Origin of the sequence: Sunxiuqinia elliptica (genome assembly GCF_900113005.1) — a bacterium.
In the GTDB taxonomy this organism is placed as follows: domain Bacteria; phylum Bacteroidota; class Bacteroidia; order Bacteroidales; family Prolixibacteraceae; genus Sunxiuqinia; species Sunxiuqinia elliptica.
In genome coordinates, this window is the sequence record NZ_FONW01000001.1 from 124,341 (window position 1) to 146,215 (window position 21,875).

Genomic DNA, 21,875 nt, shown 5'->3' on the forward strand with positions numbered 1-21,875 from the left:
CTCCTTGCATATTTTTAAGCATTCACTTTCAGTTACTACCAACCAGTAGACTGTTCAAGAAGTGGATTGTTTTGCACTTCCTTATTGGGAATTGGGAAGTATAAATGCTTTTCACTAAAGTTTTGAGCTCTAACTGGATCTTGCTTCTGAAGAGCTTCTTCCAGCATCCCCCAACGACGGAGGTCATAAAAACGAACACCTTCTTTTGCAAACTCAATGTACTTTTGATGAATCAATTCTGCCTTAAGCGACTCTTTATCCGTTCCTCCGGAATACTCAGCCAAGTTAGCTCGCTGCCTGATTTGATTGAGATAGCCAATGGCTTCATCGGCATTTCCGAGCTCCAGTTCAGCCTCTGCCAAATTGCAAATAACATGTGCGTAGCGAATATAACGTTCATTTATCGCTGACATCGGATCCAATTCTTTTTCTCGCGTATAGGCATTTTGATACTTGGTAAACCAATACGAATCATGTTTTTCGGGAGCAAAAACCTCTGTAAACGGTTTTAGATAATACATACATCCGGGATAGTTCCATGCCACAGTCATTCGCGCACGAATATCAAAATTTTCATCCAAGTCTTTTTCTTTCCAAAATTCATCCATCAAGACTTGAGTTGGTACCGCCTCAAACCAACCACCAACTTCAGCAGCAGCATACTCTTTGGCAATGGTATTGGATTGTGTGGCATTTACATCTTCACCGTCACCCCATTTATTTGTACCACCCGACATATCAAATATAATTTCAAAAACGCTCTCTTTATTGTATTCATGCGCTTCATCAAAATTCCATCCATACTCAACCAATTCATAATCGTATGGAGCTTTAGTTAATGGTTCCAACTGCGTTTTTGCATTGTCCCAATCATTCATTTCGATATAGATTTGACCAGCTAAGGCTTTCGCAGATCCTTTTGAAGGCTTACCTTTTGCAGAGGCAGCATCGGTAATCACAGGCAATAAGTCTTCTGCTTTCTTCAAATCAGCTAGTGCCTGAGCATAAACCTCTGATTGCGGTGATTTTGCCAAAGGAAAGGTGGTTGGGTCTTGCGAAGCTTCTAAACGAATAGGAACATCTTTAAACTCACGCGCCAAAATATGGTAGTAGAATCCTCTCAAGAAATAAGCTTCCCCCAAGATTTTATTCTTAAACTCTTGCGAAAATTCTTTCTCTTCTAATTTTTCTTCTATCAAGTTACATCGGTATATCCCTCTATAACATTGGCTAAACATGAAGGCCACCCATTTATTATCTGGATCATTTGTAAAACGACTAACCTGATAAATTCCGCCAATATCATTTCTAAATTCAATCTCGTCAGAACGTCCAATTCGCAACATCACACAACGAGTTCCTGTATATCCTCCCGCTAATCCACTCTTTGCTGACACATATGCAGAAATCAAAGCTTGTTCAAAATCGGTCTCTGTCTGAAAAAAGGTGTCTGTAGTTATTTGATTTGGATTCGTAAGATCCAAGTTGTCCTCACATCCAGTAACCAAGATTACGACAATCATGGCCATTAGGTAAACTATATTCTTCATTTTCCAGTTTTTTTAATAAGTTACATTAATCCCAATCATATAGATTTTAGAGGCCGGATAGGCAAAATAATCGTTTCCTCTGGAGTATGAGTTAAACGAATTATAGTCAGGAGAAACTCCCTTGTATTTAGTAAAAGTAAAGGGGTTTTCGAGGCTAATATAAGTTCTGAATCTCGAGAATTTGTTTAAAAATCCTCTAGTTGGAAGATTATATCCTAGTTGAATACTTCTGACACGTACATAGTCCCCCTTTTCAAGATAACGATCAGAGTTGGTCCGGTAGTTTCCATTGGGATCATCATATCGTAGGTAAGGCTGAGAGGCATCTTTGTTATTTTCTGTCCAATAATCTAAGGTTGATGACAAATAGTTGGTTCCGTTAACCACAGTTGTCAGGACATTTCGTGTATCATTCAGTATTTTATTTCCAAATACCCCCTGAACATCCACCCGGAGATCAAAATCTTTATACGCAACATGATTATTCAATCCGAATGAGAATTTAGGAAAGGGACTTCCCATATAGATTCGATCATCATCACTAATAACACCATCATCATTGGCATCAATAAACTTAACATCGCCCGGGACTGCCTGAGGTTGAATTAAGCTACCCTCCTTACTGTGTGCATCAATAGCGACCTGATCCGGGAACAAACCATCTGTTGCCAGCAACCAAAATCCACCAATTGGATAATTTTCCAATGTTTTGGTTGTATAGCTACCTCGAAAAGATTGCCCCGAATTAATCACTTGATCTTCGGACACTAGCTTTTCAACATTATTCTTAATAAAGTTCCCGTTAAAACTCACCGAATAATTTAGATCATTAGTTATATCATCTCGCCATGAGATTGCAAACTCTAAACCTTTGTTGGAGATCTGCCCGATGTTTTGAATCGGATCATTGGTTCCTCCTGATGAATACGGAATTGGAACTGTCAGTAGAATATCGTCAGTGAGTTTATTGTATAAATCGACTGTTGTAGTCAGTTTCCCTCGAAAAGCAGTCAGGTCAAAGCCAACATTCATCATGCTGGTTTTTTCCCACTCAACGATAGGATTGACAAACTCTCTTGGAAAAGCTCCTTGATGTACACCACCATCTCCATCTGCATAATTAATACCTGTTTTCACAGTTGACGTGTATTTATAATCACCAATCTCCTGGTTTCCAAGCTCACCATATCCGCCCCTGATTTTCAGAGCATCAAGCCATTCAACATCGGATAAAAATTGCTCTTCGGCAATGTTGTAACCAACGGAGAAAGAAGGGAAATTTCCAACTCGTTTATCTTTAGCAAATTTTGATGAAGCATCGCGTCTAAGAGTTGCTGTAAGCAATAGTTTATTTTTATAGGAATAAAATACCCTGGACAAAACAGAAGCTAAGGCACTTTCTACTGAGTTTCCTGTAACCATCCGGTCAAGTGTTGCAGCATCAAGCTCAAGCAAACCTGTAGGTAAAGTTGACCCGGAGCCAAACAAGTATCGGTATTTAGTGTTCTGATAGGTGTAACCAACCAAAGCTGTTATTTTGTGATCGCCAAAAGTTTTATCAAAATTTAGCGTATTCTCTACCAAAAGACTCTGTGTCATCGGTTGGTTGCGAGAAACTGAGTTTTTTATCGAAGAGGCTTGCCCCATATCATATTTTCCACTGTAGGTCATGTTGTCTCTAACATTAACACTTGGAGTAACATCGATCTTATATTTCAGCCCTTTAACGATTTCTGCCTGTGCCCATATCTTCGCATAAATATTCCAAGCATGACGATAGGCATCATAAATATAGGGATCGGTGGTTGCCAAAGGGTTCACCAGATTCATGGCATCACCATAATTACTTCCATAACCTCCCAGGTTGTTTTCATCATAAAGCGACATTGTTGGTAATGCCTGTAATACTGATCCATAAAGGCCACCTCGAGGATATGAGGCAATTGAGGGCTTGGTATTTTCATAATTTAAAAGAATATTATTCCCTGCCGAGAACCAGCCTTTCTGGTATGATGTTTTAAACTGTCCATTTACTCGTTCGTAATCAGTTCCTTTAATAATACCATCTTCTCCTAAATAACCTAAACCTGAATAATATTTAAAATTTTCCGTTCCTCCCGACAATGACAAGTTGTAGTTATGCCTAAAAGCAGGCCCCATCATTATATCTTGCCAATCATTATTTTCTTTTGATTCCAGGTCAGTCAACATTTCCAACGGAGCCAAGCCTGAATTTGTCCGAGCCAGATTTACCACTTCAGCAACTCCATTGGCATCCAACAAATCCAAGTATTTGGCAGGAGTTGCAATTCCCATGTTTGCTGAGAAATTAAATGTTGGAACACCTTTGGAGTTTTCTCCCGATTTGGTAGTAATAATTACCACTCCATTTGCAGCTCTTGAGCCATAAATTGCAGAAGCCGAGGCATCTTTTAAAACGTTGATACTCTCAATATCATTCGGATTGATGAAATCCATACTTCCCATATAAATTCCATCAATGATGTATAGCGGAGATGAATTATTCAGTGTTCCGATCCCCCGAATCATAATGCGGCTTCCCGCTCCCGGAGCCCCACCTGAGGAGACAATTTCGACTCCTGCCATTTTTCCTTGCAACGCTTGTCCAATATTGGTATTACTTTGCGTACTGAGTTCCTCGGTTGAAACATTAGAGACAGACCCCGTTAAATCAGATTTCTTCTGAGTTCCATATCCAATGGCAACCACTTCCTCCAACCCAATACTTTCTTCTTCCATACTTAAGTTAATGATTACCTGTCCTCCAACAGAGACCTCCTGAGTTCGCATTCCGACAAATGAAAACACAAGCACTCCATTAGCTGGAACATTTCCAATAGTATAGTTCCCATCAAAATCAGTAATTGTACCATTCGTGGTTCCTTGTTCAACAATGGTTACTCCTGGCAAGGGAGCCCCTGTATTATCGGTAACTTTTCCTGAAACACTAATTTTCTTTTGGGGAAGAAGCGACTGGCTATTCGAGATAACAATATTCCGATCAATGATATGATACGTATATCTCTCATCCTTTAACACTTCTTTCATTACTTCATCAATGTTCGCATTTTTCAATTCAACTGAATACCGCTTATTTAAATCAATTTGATCTGATTTAAAAAAGAAGCCAAAATCAGACAAACGTTCAATCTCATCAAAAACTTGAATGATCGAAGCATCTTTCAGATTCAGATTCAATTTGGTACTTTGAGAGTATGTTCTGGCAGAAAGCGTCATTACTGACAGAAACAGAAATCCAATAACTAATTTCATAATCAATAAGCCTTTCATAATTCCATATCTAAAAAGATATAGATCATGTTGTTTTTTCTTCATAAATTTGAGTGTTATTACATTAATAATGGGCCAGCGATCTACCATAATCTTTCTGGCCAAAAAATCCAATAGCCGGGGTGGTTGCAGCCTTCCCGGTTTTTTTTTAGAATCTTACTTAATCTGTTTTCTTCTCATAGGCAATTTCATTTTTAATAGATGATTACGAGGTCAGGCCCTCCTGGTTTTTCAATGATTTTAAAATTTAGATTAGTCGTTATTTTTAGCATTTTGAGCACATAATGAACTGTTGTTGATCGTTTAATTTTCCCCGTGTAAATCTCCTCTCTGATCTCCTCATTATCAAATCTGAATTCTACATCGTACCAGTTCTCTAGTTCTTTACAAATACTTTCTAAACTCTTATTGTGGAAGACAAATTTACCTTCTCGCCAAGCCGCTATTGCTGACACATTGGCTTCTTCCAGCCTCAGCCTTGTACTTGATTGTTCGTAAATAGCAATTTGCCCCGGGTTCAATGCCAGTAATGATCTTCCTGCCTCATCTCTCAACTCAACATTCCCCTCAATTAAGGTGGTCTCAATTTCCTGATTTCCCTTGTAAGCCTTTACGTTAAAGGTCGTTCCAAAGTCATAGATTCCGATATTACCGGCATAAACAACAAATGGGCTTTCCGCAACATGTTTCACGTCAAAAAGTGCCTCTCCTGATAGATACACTTTACGCTCACCTGTCTCTGGATTGCTTATGTAACGCAATTCAGTCGCAGAATTAAGCCAGATTGTTGTTCCTTCATCCACCTCAATTTTTGCGACACTTCCTTTCTCTGCCTTATAAGTTTGTGATATAATATTAGCAGTTGTTGTATTCTGTCGGACATACAAGGTTCCTAGTATACCAACCCCAAGTGCCAAAATAACAATAGCAGCATACCTGAATACTCGGTAAATATTCGTCCGTTGACTCTTCTTCTTATCGATATGCCTCCAGAGACTAGCCAATTCCTTCTTCTTATCAATATCATATTTCTTTTTTGAGACCTTCACCCAAAGGTTCTTCATTTCGTAATGCAATTCTTCTTTGGCTTGGCTTTTCTGCAATGTGTTGTAGTATTCCGACTTCTCGTCTTCTGTTGCAGTTCCAGATAATATTTTGGCAATAAGATTACTTTCCATTGTCATTTAGTTTACCACTAAACAAACGACTTTAGAAATACCCTAATGGAAATTTCAATTTTTTTTAGGGCTCAATAAAAATTACGATAATAGGGTCGTGATAACAGCAATCGTAGGGAGTAAATCTTTTAGGTCTGAACGAAGTAATTTTAATGCTTTGGTCAAATGAGCCTCCACTGTTTTAATCGATATATTTAGCTCATCAGCAATTTCTTTATTTTTCTTATCCTCAAACCGGCTCATCAAAAATACTTTTTGACAGTGTTCTGGAAGTCGTTGAATCGCCCTTTCAACCCTTTCCTTTAACTCCTCAAATTCCATGTAGTCAGATCCCATCCGGCTTAGGGACTCATAGGCATAGTGCATCTCCATCCACTTTATTTTTTCATGTTCTTTGATTAGAAACTGGCGACGTTTCAACACATTCAAACAATTATTCTTGGTAATCGTGAATAAGAAATTACGAATATTTGAATTGGGGGCTAAATCAGACCTGACTTCCCAAAGTTTAGTAAAAGAATCCTGAACAATTTCCTTCACTTCTGCTTCATTGCACAAGTATTGATAACTTAGATGGTAAAGCATCTCGTAATATTGATCGAAAACAATATTGAAGACAGACTTGTCTCCCTGACTCAAACGCATTATTATTTCACCAGATGTCACCATTTAAACATGAGAGTTAGGCGAATTTAAAAAAACCTTTGCACATCCCAACAAACAACATCAAAACACCTAAAATATTTTTCAGACCAAAACAATACCGTATAAAAACTACCAAAGCCATAATTACAAAGAATTATGGCTTTGGCCTATTATTTAGAAACTAAAAAAGATCAATCCCATCCTGGGTTTTGAGTCAGATTTTCATTTAAACCCAACTGGCTAATTGGCAATGGCCACAAGTAATGTTTTGCAGGATCGAAAGTCCGCTTACTGGCTGGCTGAGCAATAATAATACTGTCAGCTGTCAGATTCAATGACTCTGGATTTACGTCCTCATATTCGCCGGCAAAAAGACGTGCTCCATAAACCGTTTCAGGCATCACATCTTCTGCAATCTTCCAACGCATAATATCATCGTAACGGAAACCTTCCATAACCAACTCACAACGACGCTCGCGTCTGATTTCTTCCAACATATCCAATCCATTAGCCTGCACAAAAGCATTAGTCAGATGTGGCATTTCCACTCGGTCTCTCAACTTGTTTATTGAGATATTCAGATCGGTATCAGAAATTTCGCCATCCAACTCATAAGCTGCTTCGGCATAAATCAAAAGCACCTCTGCATAACGAATAAACATCCAATCGATATAAGACTTTTGAGTTTCCCATTCTGCTGCATAGGCATATTTCTTGAACAAGACACCGGACAAAGTTGAATAAATTGAAGGAGTCCAAGGGTTACCCGCACCTTTCAGGTCATCTCCTCTTTTAAGAATAACAGACAACAAACGTGGATCACGATTTTCAAATTCGGAAGCATATTCAGTCCAACCTTGGAACAAAGCTGACTTTTCAATTGGCAAACCATCCGTACACAAGTATGAATCGAGCAATTTACGCGTAGCACAAGCTTGTCCTTGTTCCAGATTTCGATTATTGAAATAAGCTACCGGATTGTCGTCTCCTGTTCCATACTCATGAGCCAAAATGGTTTCGTCACTACCTTCACCATCATACAAGAAAAGGCTGTTGTAGTTATCGTAACCATTTCCTTTAGCGGTGTACAATGCGTATTCACCACTTTCAATCACTGCTTTTGCTGCAGCTTTAGCTAGCTGCAAAAGTTCAGTTTCATACCCATAATTATGGTATTTCGCACGAGTACCTTCATACAAAGCTACACGGGCTTTAAGAGCCAAAGCTGCCCCTTTAGTTACCCGTCCTTTTTGGCTTAATCCTGATTTAGCAGGGAGGTGAGTTACAGCAAAGTCAAGATCAGTGATTACCTGATCAATTACATCTTTTCTGGGTGCACGACTTCCATATAAACCTTCACTAGTAATATCCAATACTTCTAATACCAAAGGAACATCACCATAAGCTTTTACCAATTGAAAATAGGCAAGTGCCCGGAAGAAACGCGCTTCCGATTCAAGTGTATTTGAAGCATTCAGCTCAACCTCTCCCAATTTCTCTATAATATTGTTGGCGCGTCGAATCACGATATATGAACCATTCCACGGACCAAAGTTTGAACTAGGCTGGTATGAACCTTCGCTAATACTATTCGCGGAGTTTCCTACCTGGATATCACTCATGTTATCATCATTGAAGCGTCCCCAACCAGGAATTGAGGTATACAGCGCATTTAAAGCCTGCGTAAAATCGCCTTCTGTTTTCCAGAACACCGCATCCGACAAATCTCCCTCTGGATAACGGTCCAAGTCACATGAAAAACTTATCAAGGCAACGAGTAAAAGAATAAGATATTTCTTCATAATGTTTGTCTTTTTGATTTAGCTAAGATTAGAATGTTAGATTTACCCCAAATGCAAATCCTCGAGTAAATGGATAACGGTAACTACTTCCCTGTGGCATCTCAGGATCATAAATTTCAAGGGTTTTTGTTTTCTCCCAAAGATCTTGTCCTGTAAAATAAACACGCAACTTCTCAATTCCAGCCCGCATAGTAACTTTCTTGGGAATGGTATACCCCAACTGAATATTCTTTAAACGGATATAAGCACCATTCTGAACCCAGCGATCGCTAACTTTATAGTTATGGAATCCACGTTCGTACAAACGAGGGAAATAAGCATCCCGGTTATCCGGGGTCCAGTAATCGCGATGAATAGTATATGGATTTACCCAGCTGTAAGCAAATGGCATCAGGTCCATATTATTTACATAGAAGTTACGTTTTCCTACTCCCTGAAAGAAAGCTGTGAAATCCCACCCTTTATAAGAAGCATTGGCTGTAATACCGTAGTTATAACGAGGACTAGTATTACCCAAATAAACCAAGTCTCCATGATCTTCAATGGATTGACGCCCTGCATTGATTTTGTCATCGTCATTCATGTTGACATATTTGACATCACCAACATCGGTCACACTACTTTGGAAAACATGATCTTCAACCTCTTCGGGAGTTTGAAAGAAACCGTCCGTTTTGTAGCCGTAGATTGAATTAATTGGCATGCCCTCAATCAACTTATTCATTCCCTCTTTAATTACATCCTTTCCATAGTAATCAACCAACTCATTTTCACTATCTCCTAAGTTAAATGCAACGGAATAAGAAAAATCGTTGATCTTTTGTTTCCAGGTAGCTGACATTTCCCATCCCCAGGTTTTCAATTCTCCTGCGTTGAATGCCGGAACACTCACTCCGATTACCGAAGGATAAGTTACATTAACCAACATGTCCTTATTATACTTCACAAAATAATCTCCTGTTAAGTATAGCTTATTGTCGAAAAAGCCTAAGTCAATACCAATATTGGATGTTTCAATAGTCTCCCAACTCTTCTCAGCTGAAGCTAAACGTCCTTGGTAAATATATTGGCTTTGTGCGCCATCCAGAATAAGTCCCTTGCTACTATTTAACATTGCAATGTAATCGTAGTTACCAAGCACATCACCATTTCCTAAGCGTCCCCATGATGCGCGAAGCTTGGCTTCGTTCATAAACGGAACATTAAACCAAGACTCTTGTGAGATACGCCATCCAAGAGAAAACGATGGAAAAATTTGATATCGATTCTCTTTTGCCAATTTAGAACTACCATCATACCGCACATTCGCTTCAAAAAGATATCGACTATCGTAATTGTAGGTCAAGCGCCCAAACACAGCCTGAAATGCATTCGATTGCATATTGTCACTAGCTTTATAGCTGCTGATATCGGCCCAGTCGAAACTGTACAAATTGTCATTAACCAATCCATTAGCCTGAGCATTCCAATAGGTGTAGTCATACTCTTCAAAAGAATAACCTGCTAACCCATGAAAGCTGTGTTTTCCAAAAGACTTGTCGTAATCAACCAGAAACTGGAAATCTTTCTTCAATACTTCGGTATTACTTCTATAAACCTTATCGTTCTTATTATCCCATCCAATAATCGTTGAACCATCTGCACCAATAATAGGAGCCTTTTTCAAAAAGCTGAAAGTTCTATTCCAGTCGCTACGAAGACCTCCCAGAACTGTAAACTTCAATCCTTTTACCAGGTCTGTAACATACAAACGGCTATTCAACTGGTAACGATCTTTTGTTACGTCTGTTGTTCCGGCAGTTAACTGAGCTGCAAAGCCTGTCATATCACCAAGTGGCGTATAAAGTGGATACAAACCACGAATCGTATAAATCTTATACAAGTTAGAGTAGTTTCCTTCCATATTTCCATAAGAAGGTTGATCGTAGCTGTTGCGGTAGAATGAAGCATCTGTTTCCAGACGAACGTATTTGTTAATGTCCGATCCCAGGTTAATACGCATTGAATAGCGCTGGTTATCATCATTTCCAAACTTCAACAAGCCTTTCTTTTGGAAATAAGTAGTTGATATCCGGTAAGTCAGTTTTTCCTGTCCTCCGGAAATTGCGACGTTATGATTCTGTTGTGGCACGTTATCGTTAATCATCAAATCTACAAAGTTGTTATCACCATACCACTTCCACGCATTCGGTTTGTTTGGGTCTGTTTCGTACCAGATATTAGGATCATTGATTTTTTCAATATCCTCAGGTTTCCAGTTGGCAGCCAGGCCGGCATTCTCTCTGGACAAGTTTTGCATTACTGCAATTTCTCCCATTGGAAGCGGTTCTGGCATTCGAGCAGGTTTGTTTATTGTATAAAGGCCATTATAGGTAACTGTTACTTTGCCTTTTGCCCCTTTTTTGGTAGTAATTAAAATAACACCTCCTGCAGAACGTGATCCGTAAATAGCAGCAGCAGCAGCGTCTTTCAATACCGAAATTGACTCAATGTCTTCGGGCTGTACTCGGTCCAAACTTCCCGATACCCCATCAATTAAAACCAATACTGGCTGGTTGTTGATTGAAGTAGCTCCACGAATCTGGATTTTGAAGTCTTCCTGTCCTGGCAACCCACTTCCACGAGTAACGACTGCTCCAGGCACCGCACCTTGAAGTGCTTCGATGGTTGTACTTGTTGGACGATTAGCCAATTCTTCAGCTTTTACAGTTGCTACAGATCCGGTTAAGTTCACTTTCTTTTGCACACCGTATCCAACAGCTACTACTTCTTCCAAACCAATACTCTCTTCTTCCATGCGAAGGTTGATGTTGTTTTGTCCTTCAACTGCAATCTCTTCTGTTTTCATTCCTACAAAAGAGAAAACCAAGGTGCCGTTGGCTGGAATATCTCCCAAGGTGTAGTTTCCGTCAAAATCGGTAATTGTACCATTGGTGGTTCCCTTTACAGCAACAGTAACTCCAGGTAGTGGAGATCCGGTGTTATCCGTTACTGTTCCTTTAATCGTAATTTTTTGCTGAGCCAGTGCTTTCATCGCATCAGCACTAGCAGAGGTCAGAATAATCTGCCGTCCTTTTACTTTATAGTCAACTGCCGAGTTCTCAAACAATCGATCCAGAATTTTATCGACCGAAGTTTCGTTTATACTCAAGTTTACTTTCCTATCAACATCAATTATCTTTTCTGAATAGAGAAAAAAGAAATCAGTTTTGTTTTCAACAGCTTCCAGTACCTCACGCACCGTTGCATCTTTAAGTTCTAATGATAGTTTAGTCGATTGGGAAAAGGAATTATTTCCTAAAGCTCCCAAAAATGTAAGCATAATTACACAAAGTGTCAGTTTCATTTTCAAAAAGGTTTTTCCCACCTCCGGAATAGTCAGTCCCAGAGGGTGATCCCATACTTTTTTTTTCATACTTTTGTTTTGATGTGGTTTGAAATGGTCAATCTATTATTGACTGTTTTAAATCTTATAAGCAGGGAAATGTGCCAGCATTTTCCTGTTTTTCAGTTAGTAACTTTTTTTATTAGCAGCTATCCATAGGCCATCTCTTCATTAATTAATTCATTGATTTTTTATTATTTCTTTTTGAAGCCGAATTGTACTTTTTGCTTTGAAAAGCTTCCGTCAGCCGCTCTTACCCCCGGAGTTACATGAAAACTCATGGGAAGTGGTTCTGTTAATAATTCGAGCACCTGAGGCAGTGTCTCATCTGTAAAAGTGGCTGTAACCGTTAGTTCTTTTACCAATTCATTACTCAGCTCAACATCAGCATTAAACCAGCGTCCAAGCTTTTGAGCCACAACAGGCATTGGATCATTCCGAAATATCAGAATACCATCTTTCCAGGAGGTATATTTTTCGATATCCTTCGACTCAACTGAATAGGAGTTACTATTCACATTAAACTTCAGGCATTCGTTAGGAGACATCGCTCTGATCTTTTGTGAATTTCGTCGATCATAAACAATCACTCTCCCTTCAACAAGTGTTGCTTCCACGCGATCGTCTGCCTCGTAAGCATTAACATTGAAAACTGTTCCAGTTGCCTTAACATCTAACCGTTTTGTTCCTACAACAAAAGGAACTTTCGAATTATGGGCAACCTCAAAGTAAGCTTCCCCTTTCAAGAAAACACGTCGCGTATCCGACTCAAACCGATGCGGATAACGCAATTCGCTACCATGATTCAACCAAACCTTTGTTCCGTCGCCCAGTTCCAAATTAACTCGCGAACCTGCTGGGGCAATCACCTCCATATCGGGCTGGTTTGCTGCAAATTGGTCGGAGTAACGAATGGATGTATAAATCAATAGCGATAAAACAGGAAGCAAAAGCATGGCTGCAACCTTGGTGACTAAAGCTAACCATGGTTGTTTTTTTCTTTTAGGTAGTTCAATAACCTGACTCGACTTTTGCTCTAAATTAATTTGATGATGAATCTTGTCCAAGACTCGACTATAGCGTGCTTTCTCTTCAGGAATAGCCGTTTCATTCAGCTCGTCCCAGATTTCCCGAACCAAATTCTTAGCCGCCTCACTCTTTCCTTCATCCTTAATCCAAGCCAGAACCTCGTCGAATTCAGCCTCTGTACACGCCCCCTGTAAATACTTAAAAAATAACTCTTTGGTCATATGCGATTATCTTAAAACCACCAACACGTTCTCTCCCTGTTAAGATCCTAATCAAGTGGGATCATCTTCGCCCTTATACTTCTTTAGATCTCTGTATTTCGCAATACGATTAAGTATTCAAACACCACTACTTCTTCCAGAAAAAAAAATTCATTCCCTCTAATTCTCATCATCATGCACAGCAACAAACACGACACAATCAGATGTAGCACAAGCAATTAAAAAACAGAAAAAAGTATATTTGTTTCTGTCTTTTTTACGAAAAAAGGCAAATAAATAACAAACTTGTTAAGGTTGAATGATCGATGTGTTCTCGCAAAAAACGAAGTGCTTTCACCATATGATTTTCCACAGTGTTTTTAGAAATTCCCAACTGTTTAGCAATCTCCGGATAGCTTAGTCCTTCTTCACGATGAAGCAAATAAACCTGACGTTGACGCTCAGGCAATCTGGATATCAAGTTTTCAACCTGTTTATTGAGTTCATTAAATTCAAGTTCATTTGTGGAGGACGGAGCACTAATAACCACTGACATATTTTTGAGGTAGTCCAAATACTTAGCATTGTTCATCCGCTTTCGGATCAGATCAATGGAGTGATTATATGCAATGGTGAAGATGTAGGCATTTAATGACTGATAGTTTTCCAATCGTCCACGATATTCCCATAGTTTGACAAAAACCTCTTGCATGATATCCTCAGCCTCCTGTTCATTTTTCAATATTTTCCGAATAAATGAAAACAGTTTATGACTGTATAATTCATAGATTTTGTCAAAGGCAAGCATATTACCGGCCTTCAAATCCAGTAAAAGTTCTTGTGTAATATTCTCCTTTAAAGCACTCAAAACCAACTAAATCATTTTTACCAAAAGTCAAAAATACAAAAATTGTTCTTCAGATAACCAGATTCTTTTAGATCGATTTCTCTCCTTCAAAACCTCTGAAAAAAGACTTAACGATAAACTCAATGCAATCGATTGAATTTCATTTTCATTCCCCTTCATGTCATTATCAAAAAAAACATGCGCCCAAGTCAGGTAAGAAACTAAAGATATGATACTTATCAGAATCTAATCTGAAAAAAATCGCGTTCTTATAAAAAAAAATAAAACATCATTCTTCTATTCCTATCTTCCTGACAATAGACATAATAATTTAAAATCAAAATCAAGTCTTTCCTAAAAAAAAACGTCAATACTAAAAATCGACTAATTTACCTTCTCCATTCTTAAACACTGGAATACCAAACACTTCAAAACTCATTTTACAAAATTGAATATCACCCAAAAATTAACCTAACAAAAATCATCCTAACCATTGGCTTCAATAATCCGTAGAATTCTAAACATGAAACTCCAATAGACCAAAGGAAACTTAGAATCATGAAAAAAGAATATCAATGTCATCTTCTTAGAAATGGATCACCGCCGATCCATCTGGCGCGATCAGCATCATCGTGTTTAACACGTATTTTGGATTGCTGCAAGCTTACAACATTATGGCATATTAACCTCAAAATAAGCATCCTATGAAAAAGCGATTTAATATTTACAGCATGGGAGTTTTAGTATTAAAAGATGACACCTTAATAAAACTCAAAAAGAGCCTTAACAAAAAAGGAATCCAAAAAAAGATTGACGTACTTGACCAAAATGAGTTCTTTATTTACCATGATCCGGAAACAGGACGCCAATGGGAATACGAAAGGGTTATTTAGATCATCAGGCAAACACATCGATTACCGATAAATGACAAAGCGTTGTATCTTTTTGGATACAACGCTTTTGTTTTGGTGGGCCCACCTGGGCTTGAACCAGGGACCACCTGATTATGAGTCAGGTGCTCTAACCAACTGAGCTATAGGCCCTAAAATATTTTAGATTCAATCTTACGATTTTTTTCGGATTGCAAGTTTACAACATTAGCTGAATATACACAAGCAAAATTTAATATTTCTCTATTATCTACGCCTCTTGTCCTGAGCTTGTTTCAGTCTTGGTTTCTTCGTCATGATCAAGCTTGCTGAATAGCCCTCGGTAAAACAACAGGATACTAAAAATACCAATGGTTATTGAGGAATCAGCAATGTTGAATACCGGACGGAAAAACAAGAATTCGTCTCCACCCCAGAATGGAAGCCAAGCAGGATAACGTCCGGAGAAAAGAGGAAAATACAACATATCGACTACCTTCCCATGCAGGAATGAGGAGTAACCTCCCTCTGCAGGAAACAACTGCGCCACCTGACCATAGCTTTCATTGAAAATAAGGCCATAAAAAGCGCTATCGATAATATTTCCAATAGCTCCGGCAAAAATCAAAGAAACGCATGCGATAAAGCCCATGGGCACCTCTTTATTTTTAATCAGTTTTAGCAGGTACCATCCAATTCCGATGACTGCGACAATCCGGAATAAGCTTAGAAACATCTTTCCGTATTCTCCAGCAAACTCAATTCCAAAAGCCATTCCATTGTTTTCAACAAAATGGATTAGAAACCAATCTCCAAATACTGAAAATTCTTGTCCAAGATACATATTGGTTTTAATCAGTATTTTAACAACCTGATCAACCAGGAGTACAAGAAAAACCAGAAGTACGGATTTCGTTAATCTAGACATGATCTTTGATTTTCTTATAAAAAAATGATTGGAAGGTATTCTCACTCCCAATCATCTTTTATATCGTATTGCAAACTTTTTATTTTTGACTATTCTTTGCTTCAATGCTCAAAGTAGCATGCGGGACCGCCCGCAAACGCTCTTTAGCAATTAGCTTTCCGGTTTCGCGACAAATGCCGTACGTTTTATTCTCAATCCGTACTAAAGCTGCCTGAAGATGCTGAATGAACTTCAACTGCCGCTGGGCTAATTTTCCAGCTTCTTCTTTCGATAAAGTTGCTGCACCCTCCTCCAAGACTTTAAACGTTGGCGAAGTATCTTGTGTGTCATTACCATCGCTTTGCGTAATCGAATTCTTATAGATTTCGTAATCCGCCTTAGCCTTTTCAAGTTTGCCAAGAATCAGTTCCCTGAATTCCACCAATTCTGCATCTGTATATCTCGTTTTGTCTGCCATAACCGAAAATTTTAGAGCAACCTGTTTCAAGGTTACGTGATCATCATTAGGACCCTAAATTATAAAAATATTTTTAATTGTATAAGGTCTTAAAACATACGAAAACGGTTACTGGTTCAACTTATTTTTTGTAACTGAATAACTGCTTCAACCTCTTGGTCAATCTCGACCTTGCAAGCTGTTGCTATATCCAATTCATCGACCAACTCAAGACTTTCACCTAGTGTTTGATTACTAATGTAATCGCGGAAGTTCTCAACTGCCTGATTGTAAAAGTCATGCTTCTCGATTTTTATATAAATACGATCAGTAACTTCGAAATTACTTTCCTTCCGAAGGTTTTGGATCTTGTTGATAAACTCCCGGGCAATTCCCTCTTGTTTCAGGTCTTCACTCAAGTTAATATCCAACGCAATCGTCATTCCTCCTTCAGTAGCTACCAGCCATCCTGGAATATCCTCTGTCATTATCTCGACATCAGCTATGCTTAATTCAATGGTTTCTTCATTCAATTTTAACGCATAGGATTCAGCTTTTTCCAATTCAGCGATCTGCTCCTGACTAAACTGAGCCACCGCTCCGGCAATCTGCTTCATCATTTTTCCATACTTTGGTCCCAGTGTTTTGAAATTGGGCTTAATCTTCTTCTTGATGATTCCGGCAGTGTCTGTCAGGTATTCCACCTCTTTCACATTAACCTCTGAAAGAATAATGGACTCTACGGCTTCGAATTGGACTTTGAAATGCTCATTCAGCACAGGAACCATAATTTTAGCCAGCGGCTGACGCACCTTAAGCTTTTCTTTTCGGCGTAAACCAAGAATCATCGAAGAAGCTTTTTGTGCAATCGCCATTTTTTCTTCCAAATCCTGATCAATCAATTGATCATCTGCAACTGGGAAGGTAGCTAAATGCACACTTTGATCAGGCTCCAAGCCTGTAAGTTTATTCAAATCAGTGTATAGCTGATCGGCATAAAACGGCGCAATTGGAGCTGCCAACTTAGCCACAGTTACCAAGCATGTGTATAGCGTTTGGTAAGCCGACACCTTATCCTGGTCATATTCGCCACCCCAGTAACGTTTCCGGCTCAAACGAACAAACCAGTTACTCAGGTTCTCGGTAACAAATTCGGAAATAGCACGCCCTGCACGAGTTGGCTCATATGTTTCCAGACTGTTACCCACTTCCTTCACCAATGAATTTAGCAAAGAAATAATCCAGCGATCAAGCTCAGGACGTTCACTAACCGGAATCTCAGCTTCCTGGTAACGGAATCCATCGATGTTCGCATACAAAGCAAAGAAACCATAGGTATTATATAAGGTACCAAAGAATTTCCGACGTACCTCGTCAACGCCGGCAACATCAAACTTCAGATTATCCCAAGGCTGCGCATTGGTCAGCATGTACCAACGCAATGGATCTGAACCGTATTGCTCAATGGTTGCAAACGGATCGACCGCATTACCTAGGCGTTTCGACATTTTGTTACCAGCTTTATCCAGTACCAATCCGTTCGAAATAATGTTCTTAAATGCAACTGATTCATCAATCATGGTTGCAATAGCGTGTAGGGTAAAGAACCAGCCACGTGTTTGATCCACTCCTTCTGCAATAAAGTCAGCAGGGAATACATCTTTAAAAATGTCGCTGTTTTCGAATGGGAAGTGACGTTGCGCATATGGCATCGCCCCCGAGTCAAACCAAACATCGATCAAGTCTGGCTCACGGAACATTTTCTGTCCGTCCTCGCTCACCAAAAAGATGTCGTCAACATACGGACGGTGTAAATCAATTTTATCGTAATTTTCTACGGTGTTATTTCCAGTTTCAAATCCTTCATAAGGATTTTTCTCCATCATACCCGCAGCAATTGCTTTTTCAATTTCCCGCATCAGCTCTTCAACCGAACCAATACATTTAGTTTGAGCACCATCTTCGGTACGCCAAATTGGAAGTGGCGTTCCCCAAAAACGAGAACGACTCAGGTTCCAGTCAACCAAGTTTTCCAACCAGTTGCCAAAGCGGCCAATTCCAGTTGATTTCGGTTTCCAGTTAATGGTGTTATTCAACGCAATCAGCTTGTCCTTTACAGCCGTTGTTTTAATAAACCAGCTATCCAATGGATAATACAACACTGGTTTATCAGTCCGCCAGCAATGTGGGTAACTGTGTTCGTGCTTCTCAATTTTGAAGGCTTTATCGTCCTTCTTCAACATCACGGCAATATCCACATCAACCGTTGAGTACGACTCGTCCAATAACTCGTCGTATTCATTTTTCACATAGCGGCCGCTAAACTCAGGATAAGTTTCCTGATTGACATTGGTTTTCACAAAGTCAGAAGACAAATCCTCAATCCGGAAAAAACGTCCTTTGCGATCGACCATGGGTTGATTTTTGCCTTCCAAATCCTCAACAAACAATGGAACAATCCCATTTTGTTTTGCTACCCGGTCATCATCAGCTCCAAAAGTTGGGGCAATGTGTACAATTCCGGTACCATCTTCGGTCGTTACAAAGTCGCCTGTGATCACGCGGAATGCATCGCCTTTAGGTTGTACCCAGTTGATCAGCTGCTCGTAGTTAACTCCGGCCAGCTCTTCTCCAGTGTACTCAGCCACCACCTCAAACGGAATCTTTTTATCTCCCGGCTTGTACTCGTCCATCGCCAGTTCAGCATGTTTTGGGTTGAAATGAGCATTCAACAAGTCTTTCGCCAAAACCATTGTTGCCGGAGCTCCGGTATAAGGGTTGAACGATTTAACCTTCACATAGGTAATTTTCGGTCCAACACAAAGTGCGGTATTCGAAGGCAGAGTCCAAGGAGTTGTCGTCCATGCTAAAAAGTAAACAGGCGTATCTACTCCTTCAAACAGGAATTCAGATTTTTCATCGCGAACAACCTCAAACTGAGCCACTGCAGTCGTATCTTTTACATCGCGGTAACAGCCCGGTTGGTTTAGCTCGTGCGAACTCAATCCAGTTCCGGCAGCAGGTGAATACGGTTGAATGGTGTACCCTTTGTACAACAAGCCTTTGTCAAAAAGCTTGCGCAACAACCACCAAACCGTTTCGATATAACGGTTATCGTAAGTGATGTACGGATCATCCATATTCACCCAGTATCCCATTTGACGAGTTAGTTCTTCCCACTCTTTGGTATACTTCATCACTTCGCGACGACAGGCAGCATTGTATTCCTCAACCGTAATTTTACCACCAATATCTTCTTTGGTAATGCCCAGCGATTTCTCTACACTAAGCTCAACAGGCAAACCATGAGTATCCCAACCAGCTTTCCGGTGAACCCGGAAACCTTTCATGGTTTTATACCGGCAAAAAGTATCTTTAATAGCACGTGCCATTACGTGGTGAATTCCAGGCATTCCATTAGCCGAAGGAGGTCCTTCATAAAAAACAAAGGTTTCATTACCCTCTCGGGTACTTATACTTTGATGAAAAGTATCATCTTCTTCCCACTTTTTCAGAACATCCTTGTTCACCTGAGAAAGATCTAATTGCTTGTATACAGGGAATTTACCACTCATTAGGTTCCTATTTTTTCGTTCTTTTTTAAGAAGGTACAAATATAGAAATTTTTTGGCATCGGGGGGCCTAGTTCTTGTTCTTTAAAGAATTACCCGATCTTCTCTTTTTTTGCACCCCTCATTTTTGTAAAAGAGCACCCGCAACCCAATCGTGTTTTAAAAAAAATGCCAATCTTTTTGAGAAATCATTCCAACTAATCCTAAAGTCCATTAATTTTAGAAGCTGCTAGCGCTTAACAAAACCCAAAAACTGCTTCAATGAGATTTTACTTGTTGCTTATCGTTCTTCTTTTGTGCGTCTCTGTTTCTGCTCAGGAAACACAGCAAGACTCCATCAGAATGTATTTCAAACAAATAGAACGACTGATCGACAATAAGCAAGATTATCCTGAGATCTTTTCGGAACCAGAACACTTGCTTCTTCAAAAAGCCAAAGCATCTGGTGTTGAAAAAGTTGAATTGCTCCTTCAGCTATATGTTTCGTACATGTACAAATCGATTGAAACAGCCAAAAGCCTCAACGACGAAGCCTTACACCTTTCCCAAAGCATTGGTTTTAAGGATGGCGAGCTGAGAGCGAAATACAACCAAGCCTATCTTATTTTCATCAACGGTGGTTTTGATGAATCGATGAAAATAGTGATTAACACCGAGCAAGAGGCTGACAAACTAAGCTACCCGGAATCGTATGCCGACTTTAAAACGCTAAAATCATATATCTACACAGAACGGGGCGAATACGATTTGGCGCTGGAAACCGGCCTCAAATTACTGGATGAAGCCGAAAAATCGACAAACAGTTACCTACTAATGAAAGCCTGTTTCTCGCTGTCGCACTATTACTTGCGCATGGAGAGCTACTCGACTGCGCTTAGCTACTGTTTGCGTGGGCTAGAGCAAATTATCAAGCTCAAAAAGTTCTATTATGTGTATCCTAAGATTGACGAGATTGCTCGCATGACTGCCAAGCTAAACAATACGCAAGGAGCACTCGAAGCTTACGATTTTTTTTTGGAGGTTGAGCGAAAAGCCGGGCCCGCAGGAAGCTTCATTCAAAGTATTGTGTACATGAACATGGCTGATATTTACATGCACAACCAAAATTTGGATAAGGCTCAAGAGTTTCTGGCAACTGCCCAGCAAATGAACTATGAGAATAAATACAAATTCCGTATTCCACGTGCATGGATCCTGCAAGCTGAGCTTTTTCTATTGAGCAAAGATACCACCAACGCCATTCATTGCTACGAGGAAAGCCTGGATGCAGCAGAAGCCATCGATGCATTTGATGTGGTGAAATCCAACAGTTTTATTCTTGCCGAATTGTATAAACAACAAAAACAACCGGCCAAAGTCTACGAGTACACCAACCTTTACAATGCCATACGCGATTCGCTTTTCAACAACGAGAAAGAACAAAAAATCATCATTTTGGAAACTCGTCGAAAAGTGAAGGAAGTGACCCAAATGAAAAAGATCCTGGAGCTTGAAAACGAGGCGCAACGTAACAAACTTAAGCTCATTGCAATCATCCTTATTTTTATTAGCATGAGTGCCACAGGAATGACCTACTCCTACTTTAAAGTAAAGGCCAAAAATAAATTACTGTACCGCCGGACCGTTGAACTGGCTGCCATGCAATCTGAAAAACCACTACTTAAAAAAACGGCACCACCAGTCAAAGAGGCTTCTCCAAGCAAAACGCAAGCCAGCAAAAAAAATCAAGCCATCGATGATGATTTGAAAGACATGATTCTTCACCGCTTGGATAAATTGGAACAGGACAACTTCTTTTTAAATCCCAACTGCAACCTTCATGAGGTCGCAACACAGCTTAAAACCAACTCGAAATACCTTTCGCAGGTAATTAACCAGGAAAAAGAATCCAATTTCAACAACTACATCAATGAACTCCGTATCAACTATCTGGTTGCAAAACTATGGAAAGAGCCTGAATTTAGAAGAAACAAGCTCAGTTACATGGCTATTTCAGTCGGGTTCAATAACCTAAACACTTTTACCGCAGCTTTCAAAAAGCGACTTGGAATCGTGCCTTCCTACTTCATCAAAGAGTTAAACAAAGAATCCAATCCAGATTAGGTGCACTTGATCAATTCAC

At 39.6% G+C, this 21,875-nt stretch carries 13 protein-coding genes and 1 tRNA gene; 2 read left to right on the plus strand and 12 right to left on the minus strand.

Annotated features, from left to right (window positions below):
- Positions 1–35 precede the first annotated feature (35 nt).
- The 8 genes from BM156_RS00480 to BM156_RS00515 form a co-directional block, all read right to left on the minus strand.
- Positions 36–1,550 (minus strand): RagB/SusD family nutrient uptake outer membrane protein, encoded by a 1,515-nt coding sequence (locus BM156_RS00480; RefSeq protein ID WP_093917857.1) that lies wholly within the window; start codon positions 1,548–1,550, stop codon positions 36–38.
- Positions 1,551–1,562: 12 nt separating this feature from the next.
- Positions 1,563–4,907, minus strand: a complete 3,345-nt coding sequence (locus tag BM156_RS00485; protein WP_212733379.1) for a TonB-dependent receptor — start codon at positions 4,905–4,907, stop codon at positions 1,563–1,565.
- A 149-nt stretch (positions 4,908–5,056) separates the two neighbouring features.
- A complete protein-coding gene (locus tag BM156_RS00490; protein WP_170846811.1) occupies positions 5,057–6,040 on the minus strand; it encodes a FecR family protein in 984 nt (327 codons plus the stop codon).
- An 81-nt stretch (positions 6,041–6,121) separates the two neighbouring features.
- Positions 6,122–6,709, minus strand: a complete 588-nt coding sequence (locus BM156_RS00495) for an RNA polymerase sigma-70 factor (protein ID WP_093917859.1) — start codon at positions 6,707–6,709, stop codon at positions 6,122–6,124.
- Between the two features lie 167 nt (positions 6,710–6,876).
- Positions 6,877–8,487, minus strand: a complete 1,611-nt coding sequence (locus BM156_RS00500; protein ID WP_093917860.1) for a RagB/SusD family nutrient uptake outer membrane protein — start codon at positions 8,485–8,487, stop codon at positions 6,877–6,879.
- A gap of 28 nt (positions 8,488–8,515) precedes the next feature.
- Positions 8,516–11,902, minus strand: coding sequence for a TonB-dependent receptor (locus tag BM156_RS00505; RefSeq protein ID WP_093917861.1), 3,387 nt, complete (start codon positions 11,900–11,902; stop codon positions 8,516–8,518).
- A gap of 164 nt (positions 11,903–12,066) precedes the next feature.
- Positions 12,067–13,122, minus strand: coding sequence for a FecR family protein (locus tag BM156_RS00510; protein WP_093917862.1), 1,056 nt, complete (start codon positions 13,120–13,122; stop codon positions 12,067–12,069).
- A gap of 256 nt (positions 13,123–13,378) precedes the next feature.
- Positions 13,379–13,969: an RNA polymerase sigma factor gene (locus BM156_RS00515; RefSeq protein ID WP_139218181.1), complete on the minus strand. Its 591-nt coding sequence runs from the start codon at positions 13,967–13,969 to the stop codon at positions 13,379–13,381.
- 683 nt (positions 13,970–14,652) lie between these two features.
- On the opposite strand from BM156_RS00515, the gene BM156_RS00520 reads away from it, so the two are divergent.
- Entirely contained in the window at positions 14,653–14,841 is a 189-nt protein-coding gene (locus BM156_RS00520; protein ID WP_093917864.1) for a hypothetical protein, read from the plus strand.
- 73 nt (positions 14,842–14,914) lie between these two features.
- Here the strand turns inward: BM156_RS00520 and BM156_RS00525 are convergent.
- The 4 genes from BM156_RS00525 to ileS all read right to left on the minus strand — a co-directional run bounded on the left by BM156_RS00525 (position 14,915) and on the right by ileS (position 19,756).
- Positions 14,915–14,991 (minus strand) — tRNA-Ile (locus BM156_RS00525).
- A 97-nt stretch (positions 14,992–15,088) separates the two neighbouring features.
- Positions 15,089–15,745 carry a lipoprotein signal peptidase gene (locus BM156_RS00530; protein ID WP_093917865.1) on the minus strand — a complete coding sequence of 219 codons (657 nt, stop codon included), beginning with the start codon at positions 15,743–15,745 and terminating at the stop codon, positions 15,089–15,091.
- A 79-nt stretch (positions 15,746–15,824) separates the two neighbouring features.
- On the minus strand, positions 15,825–16,202 hold the full coding sequence (locus tag BM156_RS00535; RefSeq protein ID WP_093917866.1) for a TraR/DksA family transcriptional regulator: 378 nt from the start codon (positions 16,200–16,202) through the stop codon (positions 15,825–15,827).
- Positions 16,203–16,318: 116 nt separating this feature from the next.
- Complete coding sequence (gene ileS, locus BM156_RS00540; RefSeq protein ID WP_093917867.1) at positions 16,319–19,756, minus strand: isoleucine--tRNA ligase; 3,438 nt, start codon at positions 19,754–19,756, stop codon at positions 16,319–16,321.
- Between the two features lie 258 nt (positions 19,757–20,014).
- Here ileS and BM156_RS00545 point away from each other — a divergent pair, with 258 nt between their 5' ends.
- Positions 20,015–21,856 carry an AraC family transcriptional regulator gene (locus BM156_RS00545; RefSeq protein WP_093917868.1) on the plus strand — a complete coding sequence of 614 codons (1,842 nt, stop codon included), beginning with the start codon at positions 20,015–20,017 and terminating at the stop codon, positions 21,854–21,856.
- The last annotated feature ends 19 nt before the right edge of the window (positions 21,857–21,875 follow it).